Annotated in this window: 18 protein-coding genes and 4 pseudogenes; 11 read left to right on the forward strand and 11 right to left on the reverse strand. The window is 63.6% G+C overall.

What is annotated here, in order from left to right:
- Positions 1-281: 281 nt before the first annotated feature.
- The 3 genes and pseudogenes from NM2_RS02125 to NM2_RS47110 all read left to right on the forward strand — a co-directional run.
- Positions 282-1,220: an LLM class flavin-dependent oxidoreductase gene (locus NM2_RS02125; protein ID WP_067662991.1), complete on the forward strand. Its 939-nt coding sequence runs from the start codon at positions 282-284 to the stop codon at positions 1,218-1,220.
- Positions 1,221-1,421: 201 nt separating this feature from the next.
- Positions 1,422-1,941 (forward strand): annotated as a pseudogene (locus tag NM2_RS47105) (acyl-CoA dehydrogenase family protein); the annotation flags it as partial.
- A gap of 135 nt (positions 1,942-2,076) precedes the next feature.
- Positions 2,077-2,280 (forward strand): annotated as a pseudogene (locus NM2_RS47110) (acyl-CoA dehydrogenase family protein); the annotation flags it as partial.
- A gap of 19 nt (positions 2,281-2,299) precedes the next feature.
- On the opposite strand, the gene NM2_RS02135 reads toward NM2_RS47110, so the two are convergent.
- From NM2_RS02135 to NM2_RS02145, 3 genes are read right to left on the reverse strand one after another with little or no spacing between them, the layout of a single operon-like run.
- The gene (locus NM2_RS02135) at positions 2,300-3,076 is read right to left on the reverse strand and encodes an SDR family NAD(P)-dependent oxidoreductase (protein WP_067662997.1); all 777 of its coding nucleotides are present in this window, start codon (positions 3,074-3,076) and stop codon (positions 2,300-2,302) included.
- Positions 3,073-4,362 (reverse strand): acyl-CoA dehydrogenase family protein, encoded by a 1,290-nt coding sequence (locus NM2_RS02140; protein ID WP_067663000.1) that lies wholly within the window; start codon positions 4,360-4,362, stop codon positions 3,073-3,075. Before NM2_RS02140 ends, NM2_RS02135 begins: the two co-directional genes overlap by 4 nt.
- Positions 4,363-4,403: 41 nt before the next feature.
- Positions 4,404-5,447, reverse strand: a complete 1,044-nt coding sequence (locus NM2_RS02145; RefSeq protein ID WP_439956823.1) for a phosphotransferase family protein — start codon at positions 5,445-5,447, stop codon at positions 4,404-4,406.
- Positions 5,448-5,515: 68 nt separating this feature from the next.
- On the opposite strand from NM2_RS02145, the pseudogene NM2_RS51300 reads away from it, so the two are divergent.
- Positions 5,516-5,680 (forward strand): annotated as a pseudogene (locus NM2_RS51300) (NADPH:quinone oxidoreductase family protein); the annotation flags it as partial.
- A 257-nt stretch (positions 5,681-5,937) separates the two neighbouring features.
- Here the strand turns inward: NM2_RS51300 and NM2_RS02155 are convergent.
- The 4 genes from NM2_RS02155 to NM2_RS02170 form a co-directional block, all read right to left on the reverse strand.
- Positions 5,938-7,158, reverse strand: coding sequence for an amidohydrolase family protein (locus NM2_RS02155; RefSeq protein WP_067663010.1), 1,221 nt, complete (start codon positions 7,156-7,158; stop codon positions 5,938-5,940).
- A 381-nt stretch (positions 7,159-7,539) separates the two neighbouring features.
- Complete coding sequence (locus NM2_RS02160) at positions 7,540-8,397, reverse strand: MFS transporter (RefSeq protein ID WP_157120835.1); 858 nt, start codon at positions 8,395-8,397, stop codon at positions 7,540-7,542.
- Between the two features lie 349 nt (positions 8,398-8,746).
- Positions 8,747-9,931, reverse strand: a complete 1,185-nt coding sequence (locus NM2_RS02165) for a thiolase family protein (RefSeq protein WP_067663015.1) — start codon at positions 9,929-9,931, stop codon at positions 8,747-8,749.
- Positions 9,928-10,341, reverse strand: a complete 414-nt coding sequence (locus NM2_RS02170; RefSeq protein ID WP_067663336.1) for a Zn-ribbon domain-containing OB-fold protein — start codon at positions 10,339-10,341, stop codon at positions 9,928-9,930. Before NM2_RS02170 ends, NM2_RS02165 begins: the two co-directional genes overlap by 4 nt.
- A gap of 656 nt (positions 10,342-10,997) precedes the next feature.
- Here NM2_RS02170 and NM2_RS02175 point away from each other — a divergent pair.
- Positions 10,998-12,200, forward strand: coding sequence for a CaiB/BaiF CoA transferase family protein (locus tag NM2_RS02175; protein ID WP_067663019.1), 1,203 nt, complete (start codon positions 10,998-11,000; stop codon positions 12,198-12,200).
- Positions 12,201-12,793: 593 nt separating this feature from the next.
- Here the strand turns inward: NM2_RS02175 and NM2_RS02180 are convergent.
- The 3 genes from NM2_RS02180 to NM2_RS02190 form a co-directional block, all read right to left on the reverse strand.
- On the reverse strand, positions 12,794-13,927 hold the full coding sequence (locus NM2_RS02180) for an NDMA-dependent alcohol dehydrogenase (protein ID WP_067663024.1): 1,134 nt from the start codon (positions 13,925-13,927) through the stop codon (positions 12,794-12,796).
- Positions 13,928-13,958: 31 nt separating this feature from the next.
- Entirely contained in the window at positions 13,959-15,395 is a 1,437-nt protein-coding gene (locus NM2_RS02185) for an aldehyde dehydrogenase family protein (RefSeq protein ID WP_067663339.1), read from the reverse strand.
- 69 nt (positions 15,396-15,464) lie between these two features.
- A complete protein-coding gene (locus NM2_RS02190) occupies positions 15,465-16,577 on the reverse strand; it encodes a TIGR03857 family LLM class F420-dependent oxidoreductase (RefSeq protein WP_084530380.1) in 1,113 nt (370 codons plus the stop codon).
- A gap of 122 nt (positions 16,578-16,699) precedes the next feature.
- Between NM2_RS02190 and NM2_RS02195 the strand changes: the two are divergent.
- From NM2_RS02195 to NM2_RS02215, 5 genes and pseudogenes are all read left to right on the forward strand, one after another.
- Positions 16,700-17,515: pseudogene (locus NM2_RS02195) on the forward strand (phosphotransferase family protein); the annotation flags it as partial.
- A gap of 291 nt (positions 17,516-17,806) precedes the next feature.
- A complete protein-coding gene (locus tag NM2_RS02200; RefSeq protein WP_067663345.1) occupies positions 17,807-18,256 on the forward strand; it encodes an FAS1-like dehydratase domain-containing protein in 450 nt (149 codons plus the stop codon).
- Positions 18,253-18,681 (forward strand): MaoC/PaaZ C-terminal domain-containing protein, encoded by a 429-nt coding sequence (locus NM2_RS02205; RefSeq protein ID WP_067663027.1) that lies wholly within the window; start codon positions 18,253-18,255, stop codon positions 18,679-18,681. The genes NM2_RS02200 and NM2_RS02205 overlap by 4 nt, the downstream gene beginning before the upstream one ends.
- Before the next feature lie 61 nt (positions 18,682-18,742).
- Positions 18,743-20,071, forward strand: coding sequence for a TetR/AcrR family transcriptional regulator (locus NM2_RS02210; RefSeq protein WP_067663030.1), 1,329 nt, complete (start codon positions 18,743-18,745; stop codon positions 20,069-20,071).
- Between the two features lie 177 nt (positions 20,072-20,248).
- A complete protein-coding gene (locus tag NM2_RS02215; protein WP_067663033.1) occupies positions 20,249-21,019 on the forward strand; it encodes an SDR family NAD(P)-dependent oxidoreductase in 771 nt (256 codons plus the stop codon).
- A 280-nt stretch (positions 21,020-21,299) separates the two neighbouring features.
- Here the strand turns inward: NM2_RS02215 and NM2_RS02220 are convergent, their stop codons facing one another.
- Positions 21,300-23,453, reverse strand: coding sequence for an acyl-CoA dehydrogenase family protein (locus NM2_RS02220; protein WP_067663036.1), 2,154 nt, complete (start codon positions 23,451-23,453; stop codon positions 21,300-21,302).
- 285 nt (positions 23,454-23,738) lie between these two features.
- Here NM2_RS02220 and NM2_RS02225 point away from each other — a divergent pair, with 285 nt between their 5' ends.
- Positions 23,739-25,253, forward strand: a complete 1,515-nt coding sequence (locus tag NM2_RS02225) for a class I adenylate-forming enzyme family protein (protein ID WP_067663039.1) — start codon at positions 23,739-23,741, stop codon at positions 25,251-25,253.
- Positions 25,254-25,299: the final 46 nt, after the last annotated feature.

The raw sequence follows: 25,299 nt of genomic DNA on the forward strand, positions 1-25,299 counted from the left end.
GTAGGTACTTCCGGTGATGAAACGACGCTTCGTCCGAGTGCCGTTCCGATTCCTCTGTCTGACGCGGTAATCCGAACAACTTGCCGTCGAATGGCATAGATGTCGTCACCGGGGATATGTGCGCAGAGCCACCGATCCGTCATCTCGGTCTGGCATCTGACACTGATGGACAGTAATGTGACGCAGGCCACCTGTCAACATAGATGCACGGCGGCCACGTTCTGACAGTCAGTTCTCCGAAACAGCGCCACAGGCATCAATGTGACGATATTGTCAGATACATGTCTTCACTCGCGAATCATGCCAGAGCGCAAGCGTCGGCGACTCCGCAGTTCGGCGTGTACGTACCGCAATTCAAGATCGGTGTCGCCTCGATGCTCGCCCGCGCCCGCACCGCCGAAGCGGCGGGATTCGACTCGTTCTGGTTGATGGACCATCTGTACGCCCCCGGTGCCCCGCCCTGCGACAGTCTGGAGAGTTGGACTCTGCTGACCGCGCTGGCCGGGGCCACGACCCGACTTCGGCTCGGGCACCTTGTCGGCTGTGGGCCATTCCGTCATCCCGCGTTGCTGGCGAAAATGGCAGCCACGGTGGACCGGATCAGCGATGGCCGCCTCGATCTCGGACTCGGGTGGGGCTCGGTGGAGGACGAGTTCACCAGATTCGGATTCCCGCCCGGCACCAGGCGCGAACGCTCCGGTGCGCTCGGGGAGACGCTGGAGATTCTCGCGCTGATGTTCGCGGGAGACGAATTCGACTACAACGGCAGATACTTTCGACTACAGGGTGCCTATGGACTGCCGACTCCCGTTCAGAGTGGCATCCCTGTCCACATCGGTGGCGGCGGTAAGACGCTGACGATGCCGCTCGTGTCGAAGCACGCGGACTGGTGGAACTGTGTCGGCAGCGCTAGACATCGCCTCGGTCAACTGGCACCGCTGCGGGGAAAGGCCAGAATATCGGCGCAGTATGCCGTCGGCGTGCTCGAGTCCGAAACGCAGCGTGCCGAGGTAACCGCCAAGGTAGCTCGGCGAATGCCCGAAAACTCCTGGGGGGCACCGTTTATCGGCACACCGGACCAGCTCGTCGAGATGTTCGCTGCCGAGCGCGCACGGGGCGTCGAATTGTTCATCGTGCGCTTCCACGACCTTGGTTCCGAGGCCACCCTGAAATTCTTCGGCCGGGAAGTAGCCGCAGCCGTCAAAGGAGTAACCGTATGAGCCCGGCCACAACCGTGGACGAACAGGCAGTGCTCGTCGCAGTCTCCGATTTCCTCGCAGACAACGATCCACGCACCCTGACCGAGACCGAGTTCCTGGGTCGCCGATTCGACGCCGGGCTGGCGTGGATCCACTTCCCTACCGGATCAGGCGGATTGGACGCCCCGCGGTCGCTCCAGGGAATCGTCGAACGGGCCAACTCCGGGAATCGATGTCGAACCGCTACGCCAGGCGACGGGGGAAGCACACTTCAAGGAGGTCTTCCTGACCGATGTTCGCATTCCGGATTCGATGCGCATCAGCGATCTCGGTGACGGATGGGCAGTGGCACGTACGACACTGATGAACGAGCGAACAGCGATAGGCGGCAAGGACGCTCCACGGGAGGAGGGGCACATAGGCCGCCTCGCGCAGCTGCGGCGTACGCATCCGGACCTGCGCACCCCCGGCGCCCACTCGGAGTTGATGCGCATCTGGGTCGAGGTGGAGGTGGCGCGGTTGAGTAACGAGCGCTGTCGACAGGTCGCCGCGATGTCGCAGCCCGGCCTCGAAGGATCCGGCGCCAAAGTGACAGTGGCGCACACTATCTCCGGTCTCGGCCGAACTCCATCGAGGGTGGAACGTCGGAGATTCTGCTCGCGCAGATCGCCGATCGGGTGCTGAACCTTCCACGCGAACCGAAACCGACCAGGACCTTCCCTGGCAGGACATTCCCCGATGATCACCCCTACGGTCCCTTCCCTCGTCGACGACGACACGCAGGACGAACTTCGCGGCACGTTACGACGGATGCTCGGCGAACACTCGAGCCACAGTCGGCTCCTCGCCTTCGTGGCGACACCCGAAATCGGTCTCGACGGACCGTTGTAGGTCCTATTGCACCAGGACATCGTTGACGGCAGTCGAGCAGTGCCTGCAGATGCACGGTGGGATCGGATTCACCTGGGAGCATCCCGTGCATCTGTATCTCGAGCGAGCATTCACCTCGGCGGTGATGCTCGGCACGAACGAACAGCACCACACCGCTTTGGCGGAACTCGTCGACCTGCCGGCGCAGTAGGCCGGCAGGTCCGGAGCTTCTACCGCATCACGAGGGTGCCACCGTCGACCGGGAAGACCTGCCCGGTCATGAAGCGGGCACCGGTACTGGACAGGAAGGCGAGAACGGGAACGAGGTGCTCGTCGACCTCGCCGAGCTTGCCGCCCAAGGGAACCGCAGACGCCATGTACGCATCGTGCGCCGCCACCTGCTCGGGCGTCATCGACGCTCGAGTCTTGTCGTACATCGGAGTCCAGATCGCCGGAGCGATCGCGTTGACGGTGATGTCGTATCGCGCCCACTCGCGCGCGATGGTGCGCGTCCAGGCCACCACCGCCCCCTTGCTGGCCGAGTAGGCGGCCTTGTTGGGCAGTCCCTGCACACCGGCAGCAGAGGCGAAGTTGAGAATCTGCCCGCCCGCGGCCTTCAGATGTTCGAAGGCAACCTGATTGGTCAGGAACGTGCCCGTCGCATTGATGGCCATCACCTTGGACCACGTGTCGAACGTGATGTCCTCGGCGGCACCTCCCGGTGCGATTCCAGCCGCGTGAATCAGGACGTCCAGTCCACCGAGGAGCGACACCGCCTGCCCCAGTGCGGTTTTCACTGATTCTGGCTCGGAGACGTCACACGCCACGAACTGGGCGCCCGCCTCCTTCGCGATGGAGGCACCCGGATCCTCGACGAGGTCCAACGACACGACGTTCGCTCCCAGCTTCGGGAATGCCCGTACCAGGCCGGCACCCATACCGCTCGCACCGCCGGTGACCACCACGCGGCGACCGGTCAGTGCAATCGAGTTCTCCTGCACCGTCATCGCTGTCCTCCTCCGATACCGAGCTTGGACTCGGCCGCACCGAGCTTGGACGGAATGTGTTCACTGGGCCACAGGGTGTCGACGGCCGTGTACCCGGACAGCACTCCCCTGGCGACCTGACGCAGGTGTACCTCGGTAGGCCCGTCGACGAGACCCATCACCGGCGCGCTGACCCACATGTGGGCCAACGGGGTGTCCTGGCTGACTCCGAGTGCACCGTGCACCTGAATGGAACGAGAGACGATGTCGTGCAACACCTTCGGGGTCAGGAACTTGATGGCGCTGATGTCCTTGCGGCACTTCGAGTAGTCCTGGGTCTTGTCGATGAGCCAGGCGGTCTGCAGGACGAACAGGCGAAACTGTGCCAACTGAGCGTACGACTCCGCGATGTAGGTCTGCACGGTCTCGCGCTCGGCGAGTGGCCTGCCGCGGGTGGTGCGACTCAGCGCTCGTTCGCACATCATGTCCAGTGCGCGCTGCGCCATACCCACCGTCCGCATGGCGTGGTGGACACGTCCGCCACCGAGGCGCACCTGAGCCACCTCGAACGCACGCCCTTCCTCGCCGAGCATCGCGGTCGCCGGCACACGAACGTTGTCGTAGTGGATATACGCGTGCGACCCCTCCTCCGCAGGCTCGTGCATCAGCGGAACGTTGCGCTCGATGACGACGCCTTCGGTGTCGGTGGGCACCAAGAACATCGACATGCCCTTGTGCGGGCCCGCATCCTTGTTCGTGTACGCCATGACGATGCAGAATGTCGAGTACCGCGCATTGGACGAGAAGTACTTGTAGCCGTTGATGATCCAGTCGTCACAGTCGCGAACCGCAGTGGTCTCGAACTGTCCTACGTCGGCACCGCCCTGCGGCTCCGTCATCGAGTAGCAGGAGAATATCTCTCCGGCCAGCAGCGGAGCCAGGTACTCGGCCTTCTGCTCCGCGGTGCCGAAATGCGCGATGATCTCGGCGTTGCCGGTGTCAGGAGCCTGCGTTCCGAAAATGACCGGCGCCCAGATGGACCGACCGAGAATTTCGTTGAGCAACGCGAGTTTCATCTGACCGTAGCCTTGGCCGCCCAGTGCCGGTTCGAGATGGCACGCCCACAGTTGCTGGTCGCGAACCTTTTGTTTCAGCGGATCGACGATGCGGCGGTGTTCGTCGTCGAGTGGTTTGTAGTTGTCGTGCGGCCACACCAGATCGAGTGGCTCGATCTCGTCACGGACGAACTGAGCCGCCCAGTCCAGCTTCTTCTGAAACTCGGGGTCGGTCTCGAAATCCCATGCCATGGAAAGCTCCTCGATTGCGTTCTACCGGAAAACTGTTCGACTCAGCGGTACGACGTGGTCCGCGACAACGATGCGGCGAACTCCATCAGTTCGAGTGCGATGGGTCCGAACCGCGCGACGCGGTCGTCCGCCTCACCCTTGGCGTGCCGGGCGACGCTGGCCTCGAGCACGATGGCGAGCTTGAATCGAGCGAGGATGACGTAGTAGTCCACGGCGGACACATCGCGTCCACTGACCTTCGCGTAGTGCTCGAGCATCGCCTCGCGGGACGGCATTCCGGCGTAGTCGAGATAGCGGGCGTGCTGCATCGCGTCGCCTTCGGGCGACCAGCCGACGAGGACCCAGCCGAGGTCGAGCAGAGGATCGCCGATCGTCGCCATCTCCCAGTCGATGATCGCCGCGAGTTCGGCAGGCTTCCCGTGGCGGTACATCACGTTGGCGAACTGGTAGTCACCGTGCATGATTCCCGGTTCGAACGTGGACGGGATGTGCTCGCTGAGCCACTTCGCCGTCTCGTCCAGACCGGGTAGTTCACGAAACTTGAAGCCGGACAGGTGCGAGAGCCAGCGATCGACCTGTCGTTCGAGGAATCCTTCCGGCTTACCGAAACCCTCGAGACCATGGGCCTTCCAATCGACCCGCGCCATCTTCGCCGCGCCGTCCACCAATTGGATCGCCAGATCGCCACGGGCGTCGAGGTCGGCGTCGAAGGGCGCGATCCAACCGGCGCCCATGGGGCTCCAGCCGTCGACGAGGTCCATCAGGTAGAACGGGCTGCCGATGACCGACTCGTCATCGGTGACGCCGCGCAGCGCCGCATGGGGAACATCCGTTCCGGCAAGGCCCTTCAGCAGACGCGCCTCCCGCATCAGGACCTTCGCGCGACCTTCGACGCCGTAGCTCGGAGGCCGGCGAAGGGCCATCTTCTCGCCGCCACGGGTGATCTCGAAGAGTTCGTTCTGCGACCCGCCCGTCAGGGAACGTGCCTGCGCACGCTCACCGGCACCAGGGAGACCTTGCGCGTCCATCCATCGACTCAGCGATTCGGTGTCCAACGACGGGGTGGTCACTGCTTGATCGGTCATACTCAGAACATAATGACTCATTTTGCAGAATGCAATTACTCTAGCGAGAAACCGTCACATATTCGCAGGTGGGGAGTCACAGACTGCTCGAGGCGGCCATCTCCAAGGGTGCCCGGGTCGCGATCGATTACAGCTCAGGGGATCTGCGCGACCGGTTGCGCAGCGCGCTCGGCCCCGACGCGGTCGATGCCGTGATCGACTCGGTCGGCGGCCGGAACTCCGAGCCCGCACTGCGCGAACTCCGTTGGGGCGGAACGTTCGTCACCCTGGGTTACGCAAGTGGCGAGATTCCCCGATGGCGCACCGGCCGAATCCGGCCGACCATCCATGCGCGCTATCCGTTACGCAACACCCGCGAGGCACTCGAAGAGGTCGCACAACGACGGTCATCGGCAAGACGATCATCGACGTACGCCCCGGGCATCGGTAGGCCGACGACGCAGGGCTGCCCCGCGAATACCGCCTGGGCGCCCTGGCGACGATCGGCGGTTCAGCTCACCCGCGGGAAGTGGTACAGCTTTCGCGCGTTGAGTTCGACGATCTTGTGCGCTTCGTCGTCCGGGACCTCGGCGAGCAACTTCTCGGTGAACCGACGGCTGTTGGGCCAGTTCGAATCCGAGTGCGGGTAGTCGCATTCCCAGGTGATGTTGTCGACGCCGATCTGGTGCCGACGCGACACACCCTCGAGGTCATCGATGAAGCAGCCGTAGATGTTCCTCCGGAAGATGTCGGACGGCCGAACTTCCTTGTTCACATTCTGGTACCAGCGGTGCTTCTCCCATGTGAGGTCGATGCGCTCGAGAAGATAAGGCATCCAACCGATTCCCCCCTCGGACAGTGCGACCTTCAGGTTCGGGAACTTGTAGAACACCGGCGAGAACAGCAGATCGGCGGTCGCGTCCATCGAATTGGTTCCGAACAGCGCGATCATCACGGCCATCGGCGCCTCGGGTGAAGTCATCGGAGCCTTGCCGGAGGATCCGAAGTGCATGCACAGCGGCATCTTCGTCTCCTCGGCCGCGCGGAAGACCGGGTCCCAGTGATCGGTGTAGAAGGACGGCAGACCGAGCCCGACAGTGTTCTCCGGGAATGTGATCGCTTTGGCGCCCTTGGCGTGACAACGGTAGATCTCTTTCGCCGCCTCTTGTGGATCCCACAGGGGCAGAATGATGAGCGGGATGAAGCGATCGGGGGCGGTCGCGGCCCACTCGTCGAGATGGAAGTCGTTCCACGCCTGCACCGACAGCAGCGCGAGCTCGCTGTCCTTGTGGTCGATGAAGACCGTTCCGGCGAAGCGCGGAAACGACGGGAAGCACAACGCGGCCTGGACGCCGTCGATGTCCATGTCGGCGACACGCGCCTTCGGGTCGTAGCAGCCGGGGAGCATGTCGGAATACCGGGTCGGATCCATGCCGTATTCCTGCGGCTTCTTGCCAGCGACGGCATTGAGGCCGATATTCGGGTAGATCTTGCCTTCGTACGACCAGACCTGAGCGACCTTGGCCTGCGCTGCACGACCGCCTTCACCACGCGCGGACGCGAGCAGCACCTTCGACAGACCTTCGTCGCCGCCACTGTTGCTCATGTCCATCTCGACGATCCGCGGCCCCTCCTCGTGGAACTTCGCGGGCAGACGATCCGTCCACACGTTCGGCGGTTCGATGAGGTGATCGTCCACCGAGATCAATTGCATATGGTCCTGAAGCGGCACTATGGCTCCCTACGTGAATTGGATGACGGCTCTTGGGTGTCGCGTCATCCGATGTGTCAGTGTCCGAAGCATGAACAACAGCCAATCTGACAGTATGTCATCGTAGTGATGGCCATCACGAAGGTCAACGTATGCCGATCTCTACCTGCTGATTACTTGCCGTTTGCCATCGAATCGAGCTGCTCAGTCCAGCTTTGACATCGGTTTTTGTTATCTTTCTGACGCTTAATCCATATAACTGGTCGGCAGTGCCCAGGTACCGCCGGTCGAGTGCTCCGCCCGGTGTCGTCGGATTCACCTCGTCGCGACGAGCCGCATCTGGTCGTCGACCATGCCCACGACCTCGATCGCCGCCGCAGTGGAGGTTCAGGCTCGGCATGCTCAGCCGACCTGTGCCGGATCTGTGTCTTCGATCGATTCGCCGTCCGCGACACCCGCCTCGGCCGCGAAATCGCGGATCCGCCAACGGACCGCGAACGCGACAACCATCCCGAAGAACGCGCACGCGGCGGGAATCACGAAGGCCAGATTCATGCCGCTGCCGCTGTAGAGCGCATGACCTTGCGCGACGGTGGCGATATGTGAGTTGAGGACCGCGAAGACCACGACGGGAAGCACCGCGGACCCGGTGCTCGTGACCACGACGATCACGCTCGCAACCGACGCCTGCACCTGGGCGGGAACCGCAGCGATCACCAGGTTGGGAACCGAGGAAACCCCGAGACCCATACCGAGGCCCACCAACGTCGCGAAGACAATCAGCAGCCCACGATTCCCATGCTCGACCGCGGCCAGCACCGCGCCCAACCCGATCAGTCCCAGGCCCAAGCCCAGGAGCATGCGAGCTTCGATGTAGCGCACCAACTTTCCGACGATGAAACCGCCCACAGCCAGCGCAATCCCGAACGCCGCCAAGATCGGCGCGAAACCGAAGGCGTTCAGACCCAAGCCATAGCCCAGGCCCAGCGCCGCAGGGGATAACGCTTCGACATGATGGAGACCATCTTCCACTAGGAAGAAGCGGCCCCCAACCCGTGACGATTCATCATGAGCAACAGTTTTCGTTTGCCGTACATGTCGGCGAGCTTCCCGACCAGCGGGGAGATCACCGCGCCCACCAGCATGTACGCGGCCGACAACCAGGCACCCCTGCATCGTGTGGTACTGCGCCACGATACGTGGCAAACCCACGGCGACCATTGTCAGACTTGCGGGAACCACCTCCAGTACCAGCACCATCGAGACGAGGGATGCCAGCAGGCCGTGGCGTCCACCTGCCCTGCGGCACCGCTCTGGCGGCCTCTCGGCCGGAAACTTCGGAATCTATGGATGGAATCATGTGAGCTTCCTTGCTTTGCGCGTCTTGCGCGAGACTGTCGGCGGTCGCAGCAGGCGGATGTCGATGTGAGTGATCGCATGCGCGACCGGTCACCGGCGATCCGTTCGGAGGGAAACAGCGCCGTTCAACACCTGTCACGATGTGGGGAGACAGCGACCAGCACCGAAAAACGCCGACGACACCATCGCCGCACCGTTGGACCTCAGTGCCGCTACTTGCGGCCGCCGCGGAACCGCCTTCCTGCGGTCATCAGCTGTCTCTTCGCAGCAGCATGCAACCGGCCTCGGGTCCGCCGCCGACTCCCACTGCGGCGATCTCGACATCCTTGGGGATCTGTCGATCTCCGCCCTCGCCCCATAGCTGGACGCAAGCCTCGTGCAGGAATCCGTAGCCGTGCAGTCGACCGGCCGACAGCTGTCCGCCATGCGGGTTGATCGGCAGGGCGCCGTCGAGTCGATAGCGCTCCTCGTTGTCGAGGAACTGACCGACCTTGCCGTGCTCGGCGAACCCGAAGGCCTCGATCCACTGCAGGGTCAGGTAACTGAAGCCGTCGTAGAGCGTGGCGAAATCGACGTTGTTCGGCGTCAGATCGGTGGTCGCCCACATCGAGGCGGCAGCGTCGAACGGCGCGGTAGTGGTGAAGTCGGCGCGCTGATCCCAGTTGTGGCGCTGGTACAGACCGGCACCGGCCGCCTCGATGGCGATCGGTGTGTTCTTCAGACCCGCCGATGCCTCGCGGCGCGAGACGATGATGGCGGTGGCACCGTCGCATGGCACGTCGCAGTCGTAGAGGCCCAACGGAGTTGAGATCATGCGGGCACCGAGGTAGTCGTCCATCGTCATCGGAGTGCGGTAGATGGCGTTCGGGTTCAACCCCGCGTTGCGACGACTGTTGATGACAATCTTGCCCAGCTGTTCCCGGGTCAGTCCGAACTCCCACATATACCGTTGGGCGAACATCCCGATCCAGTTCGCCGGCGAGGCCGCGCCGAAGGGCATCCGGAACTCCGAATGGCCGGACGCACGTGCCATTTTCGAGGTCAGTGCCGCTGCGCGTCCCGCCGCCTGCGCTGTTGCCTCCCACACCGAGCGGAAACACAGCACGTGTTCGGCGCGGCCCGAGGCCACTGCCGCTGCGGCGTCGAGCAATGTGCCGATCTGACCCGAGGTCTCGACACCACTGACGTGCCACCGCGTTCTGAGTCCGAAGGCGTCGCGCACATCGTGTGTGGTCGCCCCGACGAATCCGCCCTCCGCTGCCACCGGACCGGGATAGCTGGCCACCCCGTCGATGTCGTCGAACGACAAACCGGCGTGCTCCACCGCTCGCGCCGCCGCCTCGAGGGCGAGAGAGATTCCGGTGCGGCCGATTCGACGACCGATCTGCGACTGTCCGATACCCGTGATCACCGCACGGTTGTCCACGAAGGTCATGCGGTCACCGGCCGGAAGAAAGGAATCGCCACATCGTCCTGTTCCTCGAAAACGACTTCGACCGCCATACCTATGTCAACCGAGTCGATGTCGACCTCGACCAAGCAGGTGGTGAGGCGGACGTCGGGTTGGTCGTCCAGCTCGACCGCCGCGATCACATACGGCGGCGGGAAGGCAGGGAGCCACGGGTGATGGTTGACCGTGAACGCCGCAACCTTGCCTTTGCCCGACGCGACCTCGGGGACGACGTCGAGACTGCGGCAACGCCAGCAGGCCCCGACGGGTGGATGGATCCACCCTCTGCATGCTTGGCACCGGGTGATGCGGAGTTCGCCGTCGAATCCACCGGTCCAGAACGCACGGGACTCTTCGGTCACGTCGGGGAGCACTCGACCCGAATCGTTTGACATGTACATCCTCCAATGCCTTCCGTTCGGCGCCGGCGCGGCTGGTGATCCATGCCGCCCTCGAGACTGCGAGTGATTCCGGTCACCGTGGACGAAGACTAACATCTGATGGTCATGTCCACGTAAGTGGCCAGACAATACTGCATATGACTAGCTCTGAAGACCGAGAAGCTGCTCACTACGGCCACGCACTCTGACACACGTGTGCATATTCTCCAGTAGACCGGATCCAGCCGCACACTCGGAGGCGCGCCCTAGGCACCGGTTACTGCGACGATCTGCATACCGGCGTCAGATACAGCTGATCATCCATGTGGCGGCACGCGTTGTGATACTAGATTTCTCGCGCATACATCCGACCAGGAAATGCCCGACTCGCCACCATGCCGGTGGCCCAACTTCCGCACAGACATAGCCGCCAGTAGGGCAGATATCCACTCGAACTGCGCACTTACCGGCGGGATTCGGCGTTGCGCGTCCCGTCGGCGACGATTCACCCAACTCCTGTGACTGTGACCACATGCGGGCGCGGGCCGTTATGTACACTAAGTCAGATGCTTTCGGCAGCTGGCATCCGAACAGCCCCCAGCGCCTCCGCGCCCGCGTTCCGATCCACTGCTCCAGTTCTTTCGAAAGGATGCTCTCTCGTGGTCGGTGTAATGAACGGAATCCGAGTCGTCGAGGTCGCGGCGTGGACCTATGTACCGGTGGCAGGCGCGATCCTGACGGAGTGGGGCGCCGACGTGCTGAAGATCGAGCATCCCGAGACCGGGGACCCACAGCGTGGCCTGGTCAGCTCCGGGCTCATCCCCGCCGGTGGCGTCAACCACATGTTCGAACTGCCCAACCGTGGAAAGCGCAGCGTCGCACTGGATTTGAAGACCGAGGAGGGCCGCGACCTGCTGATGAAGATCGTCGCCACCGCCGACGTCTTCCTCACCAACTTCCGCCCCGGCGCCCGCAAGAAGCTTCGCATCGATGTCGAGGACGTACGCGCACACAACAACAAGATCATCTACGTCCGCGGATCGGCAGCCGGGCAACGCGGCGAGGAGTCCGAACGTGGCGGGTATGACATGACCTCGTTCTGGTCCCGTAGCGGTGCCGCCGACAATGTCAGCCCCGATGAACTGGGATACGCGGTCACCATGCCCGGGCCGGCATTCGGAGACACCCTCGGTGGCCTGACACTCGCGGGGGCGATTTCCTCGGCGCTGTTTCATCGTGAGCGGACCGGCGAAGCACTGACTGTCGACGGTTCACTGCTCGCGCTCGGCGCATGGGCAATGGGAGCGACGATCGCCGGTGCGCATGCGTTCGGACTCGACCGATACCCGAAGACCGTTCCCGCGACCGCGGCGAACCCCCTCGTCAACAGCTATCGGACCGCCGACGGCCGATCGATCGCGATCGTCATGCTCGAATCCGACCGATACTTCCCGGAACTCATGCGAGTGCTCGAGAGCCCGGAACTGATCGATGACCCACGGTTCGCCAGCCACGCACTGCGCGGGCAGAACCACGTCGCGCTTGTCGAAGTGCTCGCCGCGGGTTTCGCGAAGAAGACCCTCGAGGAATGGCGGTTCGCGCTGAAGGACATCGACGGTTCCTGGTCAGTGGTACAGACTCCCCGCGAGGTGGTCACCGACCCCCAGGTCGAAGCCAACGACTATATCGCCGACGTCACCGATGCCAACGGAACCGACTTCAAACTCGTATCCGCGCCAGTGCAGTTCAACGAGAAGCCCGGTGATGTCAAGCGCGCGCCCGAACACGGCGAACACACCGATCAGGTACTCGAGGAGATCGGACTGTCGATGGACGAAATCGTCGAACTCAAGGTGAGCGGAGCCGTCCTCTGACAGCTGCCGCCCCGTAACGTGACGTACCGCTGGTACTGATCGACGTTCGGACTCTGCCGGCCGCCCTGGCATCGACGACCATCGTGAGGTCACTTCCCGTGATGACAGTCGATCCCGGGGCGGGTCGGCCGACGTACGCTCGGTTTGCCGCGTCGTTGTTGCTCACCACGACCGTCAGTCCGAGAATCCGGGCGCGCTCCCAGACCGCCTCTCGCACACCCGATTGCTGCTCGCGGCAATCGGGTGCTTGTCGTCTCATCGTTGTACGCGGGACTCTCCCCCACTGCCGGAATGTCGACCTCCGTTCGCACGCTCGGGGGCCGGAGCGGGTGGGTCACCGCCGTAGGTCCGGTGCGTTCGGCAGACCTCCTGCGATTCGGGCGAATTGGCGGCGACGATCCGCGACCCCTTCCTGCAATGCGTTCCGGTGGCGATCATCGGGTCGGTGGCGGCGGCACTGCTTCCGAATAGTCCGTTCGGTACCGATACCGGACTCGAACGCGCGGCCACGGAACCACTCCCGAGTCCGGAAACCTCAGAGCCCCTGCTGCTTCCGAGAGAAAAGCGGCAGGGGCTCATGCGTCCGGTTTCGACTACACCACGGATGCCTCCGCAGCGGTGTAGCTGAGCACGCCGCGGATGTTACGGCCGGCGCGCATGTCGTCATAACCGTCATTGACCTTCTCGAGCGGGTAGGTCCGAGTGACCATCGCGTCGAGGTCCACCGAACCCGCACCCCACAGTTCGAGAACCTTCGGGATGTCGCCACGGGGATTCGCCGAACCATAGAGACTTCCTACGATCTGCTTCTCCTGCAGTGTCAGATCCATCAGATTCGCGGACACCTCGCGCTCGAGCATGGGATGGATGTTGGTGACGACCAACCGGCCACGCTTGGCGATCATCGCGAGGGCCTTCGACACCAGGCTGCCCTCACCGACACCCATGGCCGTGATGAACTTGTCCGCGCCACGATTCCAGGTAGCCTCTGCGACAACCGCTTTGGCCTCTTCCCAAGACGCCGCCACATGAGTGGCGCCCATCTTCAGTGCCATCTCCCGCTTGAACTCGTTGGGGTCGATCGCCGTGATCGTGCGCGCACCGGCCAGCCTCGCGCCCTGGATCGCCGCGGCACCGATACCACCGACACCGGCCACGACCACTGTTTCACCAGGCCGGACGTCCGCGGTGTAGACCGCAGATCCCCACCCGGTGATGAACCCGCATCCCAGCAGGCACGCGCGGTCCAGCGCGTGGTGCGGGTCGATCTTGATGCAGCTGGCTTCGTTCACGACGGTGTGCTTGGCGAAGGAACCGATGCCACAGGCCAGCGCCAGATCCTGCTCACGGATGTGGTGGCGCGCCGTCCCGTCCTGAATCTGCTTGCCGCTGTATATCTTCGCACCGAGATCGCACAGGTTCTGATGCCCTGTCGAACATGAGGGACACCGTCCGCAGGATGGGATGAAACTGAATACGACATGGTCACCCGGCTCGATCCACGACACGTGCGACCCCACCGCTTTCACGACGCCCGCACCTTCGTGTCCACCGATGCACGGCAATGCGAACGGCATGTCACCGGTCACTATGTGCTCATCCGAGTGGCACATTCCCGATGCGTGCAACTCGACGAGCACTTCCTGTTCCTTCGGCGCATCGAGTTCGATCGTCTCGATCGACCAGGGCGAATTGCGTTCCCACAGAACGGCTGCCTGGGTCTGCATGAATGTCCTTCCAACGAAAATGTGGGGTGAATCAGAGAATGATCGATCGAGGCTCGACGAATCCGTCGATACCTTCGGGACCACCCTCACGGCCGATGCCCGACTGCTTGAATCCCCCGAAGGGAGATCCGAAGTCGATTGGCCCCGGCGAGTTGATGGACACCGATCCGACGCGCAGTCGCGCCGCCACGCGCGCAGCCCGTGCACGATCGGCGGACCACACCGCTGCGGCAAGTCCGTAGTCGGAATCGTTGGCCTGCGCCACGGCGTCGTCGTCGTCCCGATAGGCGATCACCACCGCCACCGGACCGAACAGTTCCGCTCGAGCGATCTCGGCACGATTGTCGACATCGGCAACGATCGTCGGCGCGACGAACCATCCCGAATCCAGCCCCTCCGGCCGGACGCCGCCGGCGACTACGCGCGCACCGTCCGATTGTGCTCGAGCGACAACGTTCTCTATGCGGTCGCGCGCAGCACGATTGATGACCGGGCCGACCTGCGTCGCTCGATCGGCGGGATCGCCGACCTTCATCCGCCCTGCAGCGGCTCCCAGAGCGTCGACAACCTCGTCGTACCGAGACTCGGGTACCAGAATGCGAGTCTGAGCGACGCAGATCTGGCCGTTGTTCGCCATCACACCGGTGACGAGCCCACCCACCGTCTCGTCGTCGAGGACTACGTCGTCCAGCACGACGGCGGCGGATTTACCACCCAGTTCCAGGACACACCGACGAACGTCCGCAGCGCAGGCCGCACCGATCTTCTTTCCTGCCGCGGTGGACCCGGTGAAGCTGATCTTGTCCACACCGTGGTGCGACACCAGCGCTTCACCCGTCTCGATGCCCCCGGAGACGATGTTGATCACGCCGTCGGGCAGGCTCGCTGCCTCGATAGCCTCGGTGAGCATCGACAGGGCGAGAGGAGCTTCGGGCGATGGCTTGAGTACTACGGTGCAGCCTGCGGCGAGCGCGGGCGCAAGCTTGAGCGCGGCGGTGAACAACGGCGCGTTCCACGGAAGAATCGCACCGACCACACCCACCGCAAGCCGCTGCACCAGCACCTGCCCGCCCATGGCGGAGGGGCGAGTGTCCTCGAAAACGAAGTCTTCGGTGATCTTCTGGTAAGTCCGCAACACACCGATGGTCACGCCGATTTGACCGAACGAGGCCCACTTCCGTGGTGATCCCACCTCCGCGGACACGACATCGGCCAAGGCACTCGATCGTGCCTGGATCTCGTCGGCCAATCGACCGATCGCAGCGGCACGTTCGGCTGCGGTGGTCGATGCCCATGGTCCGACGGTCCCCGCCTGATGCGCCGCGTCGACCGCGGCATCGACGTCGTCCGTCGTCGCGGCGGTGACGTGGCCCAGGACGGAGCCGTCCGCGGGGGAACACACCGCTATCCGTTCACCGGTGCCTGCCCGCCACTTGCCGCTGATGTAGGCGCCGTCGTAATCGTGCACTTTCGATACCTCTCGATCGGCCACGGCGGCACACACCGCAGCCACCGAACCTCGATTCTGGCAGTAATGTCACTTTTCGGCAAGGCTCGCTCGCGGGCGGGCGCCGACAACGTCTCCGAGTTGATCCGGGGTGCTGCCGTGCAAAACGAGTTCGTCCGCGCCCGCGTCGCGATACCGCTCGAACATCTCCCAGCATTCGCTCGGAGTTCCCAGCGCCGCCGCACGGCGTATCCACTGCTCGGGCAGCGCACGGGCGACCTCGACCATCTGATCACGCTCGAGTACCGAATCGGCCGCGCCGCGAACACCGGCCAGGTGTGGATGGTCACGAACGCCGGCCAGCCGCTGCACATCCCAGCCGTTCACCGTCGCCAACTGCTCTCCGAACGTAGGAATCTGGTAGTAGGACACCGCACGACCGCCGACGACCGCCGCTTCTTCCTCCTCGGACATTCCGGACGCGACGATGACGGTGGCGTAGATCCGCACCGACTTCGGGTCCCGTCCCGCAGCGGTCGCGGCCTCACGCACCACATCCGCCGAGCGCCGAACAGCCTCCGGCGTCAGGAAAGGATGCAACAAGACCCCGTCGAAATGGCGGCCGGCGAGTTCGAGTCCCTTGGGTCCGATGGCCGCGAACACCAACGGTGGGGTGGGCATCTCCGGCACATCGGTCAAGCGCAGCGATGGGAATGTTCCCGCTGGTCCGTCGTACTTCACCTTCTCGCCACGACACAGCCGACGAAAGATGTCGAGGGAATCGACCATGGATGCGTTGGTGGACTTCGGCAGTCCCACCGCACTCCACATCTTGTCGACCGAGCGACCGATGCCGAGTACGACACGACCGTTCGACAGCCCCTGCGCTGTCATCGCCAACGACGCGAGCAGGGCCGGGTGCCGAGACTGAAAGTGCGTGATACCCGCAGCGATCTCGATGGTGCTGGTGACCTGACTGAACGCGCCCGCAAGCACGCCGAAGTCCTTGGTGCCCCACCGTTCGCTGAGCCACAGGGTGCTCATTCCCAGGCGCTCCGCTGCGATGGCCTGTGCGATCGCCGGTCGCGGATCGCGAACGCGACCGGGCAGCGCATAGCCGCCCAACGGCAAGTCTGTCGGCGCGGATGCGGCGGTCGGCTTGTCGCTCAGCGCTGCCACACGGGTGGATTCTTCGTGATTCATTCGTCTATTCTGACAGTATTGGTCACATACTTCTGCAATAGTCGGGAACCTGTGGGCGGCTGCGGTCCCGCGTCGGCCTATATGCCACAAGCCGCAACTGACGTTCAGACTCGAGGGAGCACATGGGTTACACGGCGACACGAGGGCAACTCGCGGGAGATGTCCGCGCCACACTCGAACAGTGGTTGCCCGACCGATTGGCACCGACCGCTCACACCGACTTCGAGATATCCGAATTCTCCGCACCGAACGCCGGCTACTCCGGCAAAACGGTGTTCTTCACTGCGTCCTGGACCGATGCCGCCGGTGTGCGCGTAATCCGCGACCTGGTTCTGAGAATGCAGGCTGCCGATCATCAACTCTTCACCGAACCCGATGCGGTCCGCCAGGCCGAGGTGATGCGGATACTCGGCCGCCACGCCGGTGTGTCGACGCCGACAATCGTTCTCACCGAACGAGACTCGGCGGTGCTCGGCGCTCCGTTCTACCTGATGGAACGTGTCGAAGGCCGCACGCCGTCGGATGTCCCGAGCTGGCACAAACGTGGCTGGACCACCGAGCTCACCGTTGATCAGCGGGAAGCGATGTGTGACAACGCATTACGCGCACTTGTTGCTGTGCACCAGATCGACGATGCCGAAGATCTCGCATTCCTGCGCGGACCCGGCACCGGCGGAACGCCACTCGAGCGCTACGTCGACAACGTACGACGCTGGTACGAACAGCGGCGCAATGATCTCGTCGTGGGTACCGAGGAACTCGCATCGGCGATGACGGAGTTACTCGAACACGCGCCGCATACCGATGCCGAGACCGTGGTCTGGGGGGACGCCCGGGTAGGCAACATGTCGTTTGCCGAGGATCTGTCGGTTTCAGCACTCTACGACTGGGAGACAGCATCGACCGGTCCGGCGGACATCGACCTCGGATGGTGGCTGATGTTCGAGCGCTACCTCTGTGAGGCGCTCGGCTTCACCAGAATGCTGGGAGTTCCCGATGACGAGGAAACGGTCCGCCGTTACCTGAGCTTCGGCGGGCGACTCATCGGCGACATCTCCTACTTCCAGCTGCTGGCTGCGGTGGTGCTGGCTCTCATCACCAATCGTCTTGCTCTGCTGCTCATTCGCGACGGACTCGATGAAACCACCGCCCGCAGTTATCCCACGACAGCGGTGGCGCTCGTCGAGCGCTATCGCACCGATCACCTTCAACAGAGGAGACACCCGGCCATGACGACCGAATCCCCCACTCCCGCACCAGTCGGCACAGTGGGCGACAGCTGGGAAGTGTTCATCGAACGCGGCAAGATCCGCGAGTTCGCCGCCGCGATGCAGTCGGACAACGAGGCCTACCAGGGACCCGAAGCCGTTGTTCCGCCGACGTTTCTGATCAATGCCGTGCAGTGGGCACCGCCGGGTGCCCGTGTGACAGTGGGATTCGATCGCAAACGACTGCTCCATGGCGAGCAGGAGTACATCTTCCACGGCGAACTACCCCGAGCCGGTGACAAACTCATCGCGCAGGAACGAGTTCTGGACCGTTACGCCAAGCCCGGTAAGCGTGGCGGTGAGATGACGTTCGCCGTCGTCGCCACCGAGTTCCGCTCCCCCGAGGGCGCGTTGATCGCCGAAGCACGTGCCACGTTCATCCAGACAGCAGCCAGAGGAGAGTCGAAATGACCGGGACCGCTACCGCAATTGCCGTCGGAACCAGGGCGCAGCCCCGCACCTTCGGACCGCTGACCACGCAGATGTTCGTTCGATACTCCGGTGCGTCAGGTGATCTGAACCCGATGCACTATGACGACATCATCGCCCGAGCAGCGGGCCATCCGTCGGTGTTCTCCCAAGGAATGCATCAGTCCGCGCTCCTGGCCACGTTCGCCACCGACTGGCTCGGCGCGACCAACCTTCGTCGGTTCGGGGTCCGGTTCAAGGAACAGGTGTGGCCGGGGGACATTCTGACCTGCACGGGCGAAGTCACCGACACCCGACCGACCTCTGATGGAGGGCAACTCGTCACCGTTGAGCTGACCTGCACGCGTCAGACCGGTGGGGCGGCGATCACCGGCACCGCCGAATTCCGGATCGACATCGGCTCGTAACCAAGGCACACCATGGCGCCGGTTCGCTATGCGGGCACATCTCGTCATAAGCTGTTCATTGATGTCAGATAATCCGATCACTCGTCGCGCAAGTTATGGCCCATCGAGTCCTGAGGTGGGGACACGGGGCGCGAACACGCGCAGCAAAATCGTCGAAGTGTCACTCGAACTCTTCGGTGAAGTCGGATTCTTCAATACCTCGGTCGATACCATCGCGAAGGGTGCGGGAATCTCCCGCGCCACCTTGTACCAGTACTTTCCCGGCAAGGACGCGATCTTTCTCGAACTCCTGGAGGAGTGCGGCCGCGCCCTGTTCCGGGTCGCGCGCCGGATCGGGCCACTGGGTCCCACGGACGTGGGATTCGACAACCTGAACTGGTGGCTCGGTGAATGGAGCTGGGTCTTCGAGAAGTACTCCACCATGTTCGTGCAGTGGACGGGGGTCGCGTCCTCGGATACCGCAGTACGCCCGGAAATCAATCGATTCGTCGGCGGATACAACCACCGGATCGCCGATCGCCTGGTGTCCTCCGGACTGGTCGGGATGGACGCCGGCGCCGCTGCCGCGACGATGACCGCGGTGGTGCACAGGATGAACCTGTTCATTCACACCGACCGCGCTTACGGCCGCGACACACAGTCGGTGGTCGACTCGGTGTCGGTCTTCCTACAGCTGATGTTGTTTCCCGATACGCCCGACTCGGTACTGAGCGGCCTGGGACTCAGCGCGGTGGGGCACGAATCCATAGATGTCCCTCCGATTCCCGAAGTAGCGGGACTCACCATGCAAGATCGCACCGCCGGATTGAGCAAGCGCGCGGTCAACACGGTGCAGTCGCTGGTGGAAGCGGGTGCCGTTCAGTTTCGTGAGCGGGGCTACCACCGCACGAGCGTCGACGACATCGTCGAACAGGCAGGTCTTGCGCGCGGCACCTTCTACAAGTACTTCAGCGAGAAGCAGGACCTTCTGGTCGCACTGAGTACCGAAGCCATCGCGTCGACAGTCGATTTCGCTGACCGGATCATGCGGATCGACCCGATGGCCTCGGACGACACCGAATTCCGCCAGTGGCTCGACGAATACGTTCACTTCTCGCATCGCTTCGCCGGCACCATCGACGCCTGGACCGAACACAGTACCGACAGCGACATCGTCCTGCGCCTGGGGTCGTTCGGGCAGGCGAAGATGGACAGCGCGTTGCTACGAGCCGTCAGCTCGCGTAAGCGCGACTACCCGTTCGACCCGGTGATGGCGGCACTGATCTTCCGCGCCGTCATCGCTCGCGTGCCAGAGGCCATTCAGGAGCTCCCGACGCCTCTGTCGCGCGACGAGGTTCTCGATCTCCTGATCGCTGGCGTGCGACGCGGATTTTTCACTCGAGCGCGCTGATTTCAGCAGCATCTGACAGCATGTTCCCGGATTGAATGTGCTGATACGACACCATTCGTCGTCCTTCTTGAATATTTCTGACGTTTGTGTCATTTTAAGGTGGTGGACCGGTACGCACCGTCTCGGCCACGAGTACTCACCACGTCACGACACTCGCGCCAGGAGAGGATCCATCATATGGACATCAGCACAGCGTCCGCGCTCGTCACCGGGGGCGCAGGTGGCCTCGGTGAGGCAACCGTCCGTCAGCTCGCGGCCAAGGGCACCGCGGTCGTCATCGCCGATCTCAACGACGAGAAGGGCAAGGCGCTCGAGGCCGAGCTGGGCGGGAAGGTCAGGTACGTCAGCACCGATGTGATGGATGAGACCAGCGTCAACGCCGCACTGGCCGCAGCGAACGAACTCGCCTCGTTACGAATCGTCGTCAATGCGCACGGCGGCGGCGCCGGAGCGTCCCGAGTGGTCGGTAAGGACGGCGAACCGGCGTCGTTCGAGCAGTTCCAGTGGTACATCAACCTGTTCCTCAACGGCACGTTCAACGTGCTGCGACTCGGTGCCGCCAGCATGGCCCGGAACGAGCCCGCCGGCGAAAGCGGGCGCGGCGTCATCATCAACACCGCCAGTATCGCCGCCTTCGAAGGCCAGATCGGTCAGACCGCGTACTCGGCAGCCAAGGGTGGCGTCGTCGGCCTCACCCTGCCCGCCGCACGCGATCTGACCAAGCTCGGCATTCGCGTCATGGCAATCGCTCCGGGAACGTTCTTCACCCCTGCGTTCCGGATGGAACGTGAAGAGGCCGAGAAGTTCTGGGGGTCGAACGTTCCGTTCCCCAACCGCATGGGCAGCCCGTCCGAATACGCCGGGCTCGTGCAGCACATCGCCGAGAACGACTATCTGAACGGTGAGGTGATCCGGATCGACGGCGCGCTGCGGTTCTCGCCCAAGTAGACCGAGCCGACAGTCGCATCGAGCACATCGGTCCGGTTCGCTCGGAGTACTCCGAGCGAACCGGACCGATGTCGTTGGTAGAGCAGAACGTCAGATTCCCGACATTTGCACACGATCAGCGACGGGTGACTCAGCGCCAGGGCGTCTGAACCGAGCCCCATCGCCGAGGTCCGCCAGTTGTCGAGTGGCGTACGGCGCAGCGACCGCCTGCTCGAGGCTGACGACGGTGATGTCGTCGAGCGGCAACTCGGTCATGGTGCTTGCCTCTGGTTCCTGTCCGTCAGCGAGTGAGGGGATCTCGGGGAAGTCCGAGCAGACGCTCGGCGATGGTGTTTCGCATGATCTCCGACGTCCCGCCTGCGATCGTCAGACACCGGGTGAACAGGTAGTCGTAGGACAGGTCCGGTGACTCTCCCGTCACCGCCCCGGTCCCCGCCAGTTCCATCCCGAGGTTCGTGATCCGCTGCGAATGTTCGGCTTTGAGCAGCTTGGTCACGTTTGCCTCGGGCCCTGGCCCGGCACCGATGATCGCCCGCGCGGCCTGGCGGAGATTCAGTAGCCGCAGCGTATGTTCTTCGGCGAGCATCTCACCCACCGCACGCTCATCGTCGATGCGCGGGGGTGTGGATCCGTCGAGCAGCTTGACCAGTTCGACGCCGGTGAATCCGATCGAACCGCTCCCGCCGCCGATGGACACCCGCTCGTTACCGAGCGTGGCACGAGCGACCTTCCAGCCCTGGCCTTCTCCGCCGACCACATCGGCGTCGGGCACGAAGACATCATCGAAGAAGACCTCGTTGAACAATTCGTCGCCGGTGATTTCACGCAGCGGTCTGACCTCGACTCCGGGGGCCTCGAGATCGATCGCCATCATCGATACTCCGGCGTGCTTGGACGCAGTGGGGTCGGTGCGCACCGTCGCCAATCCCCATTTGCAGTGCAGCGCGGCGCTGGTCCACACTTTCTGCCCGGTGACCCGCCAGCCGCCCTCGACGCGCTTACCCGCAGTACGCACTGCTGCGGCATCCGATCCCGCGCCCGGCTCACTGAAGAGCTGACACCAGTCGGTGTTACCACGAAGAACGTCATCGACCCACCGCTCCTTCTGCTCGTCCGTACCTTCCTGCGAGATCGTCAGGTTCACCCACCCACCGATCCCGAGTTCGGGAAGGTCGACTCCCCGGAATTCCTCTTCGATCACCAACTGCTCGATCACTCCAGCAGCTCGGCCCCACGGAGCAGGCCAATGCGGGACGAGATACCCGCTGTCCACCAGGAAGTTCCGACGCTCGGACTCGGGAAGCGTGGCCAGGTGCTCGACGGCGTCGCGGGCATCCGTGCGGTATTTGTCCGCCTCGTCCGGCAATTCGAACAACGCACCGTGCGCTTCGCCGGATCGGAACGCGGCCGTGATGTCCGACAGCGGCTCTCGGTCGTCCAACAGTGCCGCAACGGTCTGAGCGCGCCGCAGATACAGGTGCGCATCGTGCTCCCAGGTGAACCCGATTCCGCCGTGGAGCTGAATGTTGGTGCGCGCGGTCATGACCTGAGCCCGCGCCGCGTGCGACGCCGCGACCGCGGCGGCGAACCACGCGCCCTCCACATCGCTCGAGCGAGCGGCATCCCAGGTTGCCGCGACTGTCTTCTCCGCCTCGATGAGCATATTCGCGCAGTGATGCTTGACCGCCTGAAATGTGCCGATGGCCCGGCCGAACTGTTCCCGTGTCTTCGCGTATGCGGTCGCCTCCTCGAGGCATGCGAGCGAGCTGCCCACCGCCTCCGCCGAGGCAAGGATGCGGAACAACGTTGTGGCGCTTCGCGCCGCCCCGCGTAGAACTCTGTCGGATTCGACCACTGCACCGGCGACGGTTACCTTGCCGATCCGACGCGTCGGATCGAGTCCCTTCTGAACCTCGATCGATACTCCCGCCGCAGTGGGATCGAGGAGCACGACGTCGTCGCCGACGAGCAACGCCAGGACGTCGGCATCCGGTGCGCCGAGAACCGCTCGGCTCTCCCCGCTGAGAATTCCGTCCCCATCCAGGACGAGCCCGTCCGACAACCCGAGAGCCCCGACGGTGCTTCCGGCGGCCAGTCCGGGCAGGAGCGCGGATCGCACCGCGTCCGGCGCGCAGCGATCGATGACGGCAGAAGCGGCCACGGTAGGCAGAAACGGTCCGGGTGACACTTCGTGTCCCAGCGCCTCGAGGACGACACTCAGTTCCGGCAGCCCGAATCCGGACCCGCCGTACTCTTCGGGGAGATGCAACCCGAGCCATCCGAGTTCTGCCGTGGCGGCCCACAGGGGTAGCGCCGAGAAGTCGGTGACACAGTCCAGTGTCCCCCGCGCGGTCTGGCGCGCCTTGTGCCGCGCCAGATGAGATACCGCCACGTCAGCAAGGTCCTTGTGTTCCTCCGAGATCGCCAATGCCATGGCGGTACTACCTTTCGATCGGGTGAGCGGACACCGGTCACCGAAGTTTGTGACCTCAGATGTCAGATTAAAGCTATCGAATCCGAAGGATATCTGACAGCAGAATCCGCGGAACAGTCATGCTCCGATGCGCGGCACTATCCCTCTTTGCAGGTCAGTGGCTATACTCCGAGCCCAGTCCCCGATCAAGGGTCTCCTCATTTCCCGATTGTGGACAAGCTGTCAGAATATGGCCTATCGTGCTGGGAGAGTTAGCACGACACCACCAGGAGTGGACAGCCGCCCATGAGCATTTCCCTGATTTTGGAGATGGCGGTCTCGGGTAACCCTGACCGCATCGCCGTCTCCGTCGAAGACTCTTCACTGAGCTACCAGCAGTTCGCCGAGTCGGTGGCGGGTGTCGGCAGTGTTCTCATCGAGTCCGGAGCCAAAGGTGTTGTGTTCCTGGGTGGCTCGGGTCTCGAACTCCCCACCCTGCTTTTCGCTTCGGCCTACGCCGGTATCCCGTTCACCCCCGTCAACTACCGGCTCGCTGCCGGTGCGCTGGAAGCGTTGATCGCTCGGATCGACGGAGCCGTGGTCGTAGTCGACCGCTCGTACGAGCACACCGTCTCCGGAGTAGAAGCACCTGTCGTGCGCACCGACCAACTGTTCATGCAGGGGCGCGAGCGCGTACCCGCGCCGTTGCCTGCCATCGACGTCAATCCGGAAGCTCCGGCGATCGTGCTGTTCACCAGTGGCACGACGTCCGAACCCAAGGGTGTCGTGCTGCGTCACAGCCACCTGCTGAGCTACGTGATGAGCACGGTCGAGTTCGGTTCGGCGGACGAAGCCGACGCTGCCCTCATCAGCGTCCCGCCCTACCACGTGGCCGGAATGGGAACGATCGTCAGCAACTTCTACGCGTGCAGGCGGATGATCTACCTCCCCAACTTCGATGCCGCGCGGTGGGTTTCGCTCGCCCGCGAGCAGCATGCGACGTCGGCCATGGTCGTCCCGACGATGCTCGACCGCATCGTCGATCATCTGGGCGCCGCACACGTCGACATTCCGACGTTGAAATCACTGTCCTACGGTGGCGCTCGCATGCCAAGGCCCACTCTCGAAGCCGCGCTACGTGCGTTCCCCGGCGTCGGATTCGTCAACGCCTACGGCCTCACCGAGACCAGCTCGACCATCGCCCTGCTCGGACCCGAGGACCACCGAGACGCGCTCGACAGCGACGATCCGGAAGTCGCCGCCCGCCTCGGATCGATCGGGCGCCCGGTGCCTGGCATCGAGATCGAGATCCGCGACGCCGACGGCAATACGGTTCCGCCCGGCGAACAGGGCGAACTCTGGGTACGTGGGCCGCAGGTTTCTGGTGAGTACATGGGTTCTGGTTCCGTGCTCGACTCCGAAGGGTGGTTCCCTACGAAGGACCTCGCCTATCAGGATGCCGACGGATTCCTCTTCATCGTCGGACGCAACGACGACACCATTATTCGTGGTGGCGAGAACATCGCGCCGGCGGAGATCGAGGATGTGCTCGTCGAGCATCCACTGGTCAGATCCGTTGCCGTCGTAGGCATTCCGGACGACCACTGGGGCCAGGCGATCGTCGCGGTGGTGGTACTCGAACCCGGTGCCGCCTCCGGCCAGGAGCAGCTTCGCGACTTCGCTCGCGCAAAGCTCCGCAGCTCGCGGACGCCGGATCGCATCGTCTTTCGGGCTGCGTTGCCGAGCACCCCCACCGGGAAAATTCTGCGGAGGAACATCGTCGCGGACATTCTCGCGTCGACCGAGGCCACATCGGCCTGAGGCCTGACGAAGTTCACTGCTGTTGTGTACGAGATTCGAGGAGACC

It is taken from the genome of Nocardia miyunensis NBRC 108239 (genome assembly GCF_001613065.1).
In the GTDB taxonomy this organism is placed as follows: Bacteria; Actinomycetota; Actinomycetes; order Mycobacteriales; family Mycobacteriaceae; genus Nocardia; species Nocardia miyunensis.

Bases quoted from the DNA above. Each gene is read 5' to 3' on its own strand.
- NM2_RS02160 (WP_157120835.1), bottom strand. From the start codon at position 8,397: ATGGTGCTGGTACTGGAGGTGGTTCCCGCAAGTCTGACAATGGTCGCC.
- NM2_RS02170 (WP_067663336.1), bottom strand. From the start codon at position 10,341: ATGTCAAACGATTCGGGTCGAGTGCTCCCCGACGTGACCGAAGAGTCC.
- NM2_RS02215 (WP_067663033.1), top strand. From the start codon at position 20,249: ATGGACATCAGCACAGCGTCCGCGCTCGTCACCGGGGGCGCAGGTGGC.
- NM2_RS02190 (WP_084530380.1), bottom strand. From the start codon at position 16,577: ATGAATCACGAAGAATCCACCCGTGTGGCAGCGCTGAGCGACAAGCCG.
- NM2_RS02225 (WP_067663039.1), top strand. From the start codon at position 23,739: ATGAGCATTTCCCTGATTTTGGAGATGGCGGTCTCGGGTAACCCTGAC.
- NM2_RS02125 (WP_067662991.1), top strand. From the start codon at position 282: ATGTCTTCACTCGCGAATCATGCCAGAGCGCAAGCGTCGGCGACTCCG.
- NM2_RS02140 (WP_067663000.1), bottom strand. From the start codon at position 4,362: ATGGCATGGGATTTCGAGACCGACCCCGAGTTTCAGAAGAAGCTGGAC.
- NM2_RS02145 (WP_439956823.1), bottom strand. From the start codon at position 5,447: ATGACCGATCAAGCAGTGACCACCCCGTCGTTGGACACCGAATCGCTG.
- NM2_RS02210 (WP_067663030.1), top strand. From the start codon at position 18,743: ATGTCAGATAATCCGATCACTCGTCGCGCAAGTTATGGCCCATCGAGT.
- NM2_RS02135 (WP_067662997.1), bottom strand. From the start codon at position 3,076: ATGACGGTGCAGGAGAACTCGATTGCACTGACCGGTCGCCGCGTGGTG.
- NM2_RS02175 (WP_067663019.1), top strand. From the start codon at position 10,998: ATGAACGGAATCCGAGTCGTCGAGGTCGCGGCGTGGACCTATGTACCG.
- NM2_RS02205 (WP_067663027.1), top strand. From the start codon at position 18,253: ATGACCGGGACCGCTACCGCAATTGCCGTCGGAACCAGGGCGCAGCCC.
- NM2_RS02180 (WP_067663024.1), bottom strand. From the start codon at position 13,927: ATGCAGACCCAGGCAGCCGTTCTGTGGGAACGCAATTCGCCCTGGTCG.
- NM2_RS02200 (WP_067663345.1), top strand. From the start codon at position 17,807: ATGACGACCGAATCCCCCACTCCCGCACCAGTCGGCACAGTGGGCGAC.
- NM2_RS02165 (WP_067663015.1), bottom strand. From the start codon at position 9,931: ATGACCTTCGTGGACAACCGTGCGGTGATCACGGGTATCGGACAGTCG.
- NM2_RS02220 (WP_067663036.1), bottom strand. From the start codon at position 23,453: ATGGCATTGGCGATCTCGGAGGAACACAAGGACCTTGCTGACGTGGCG.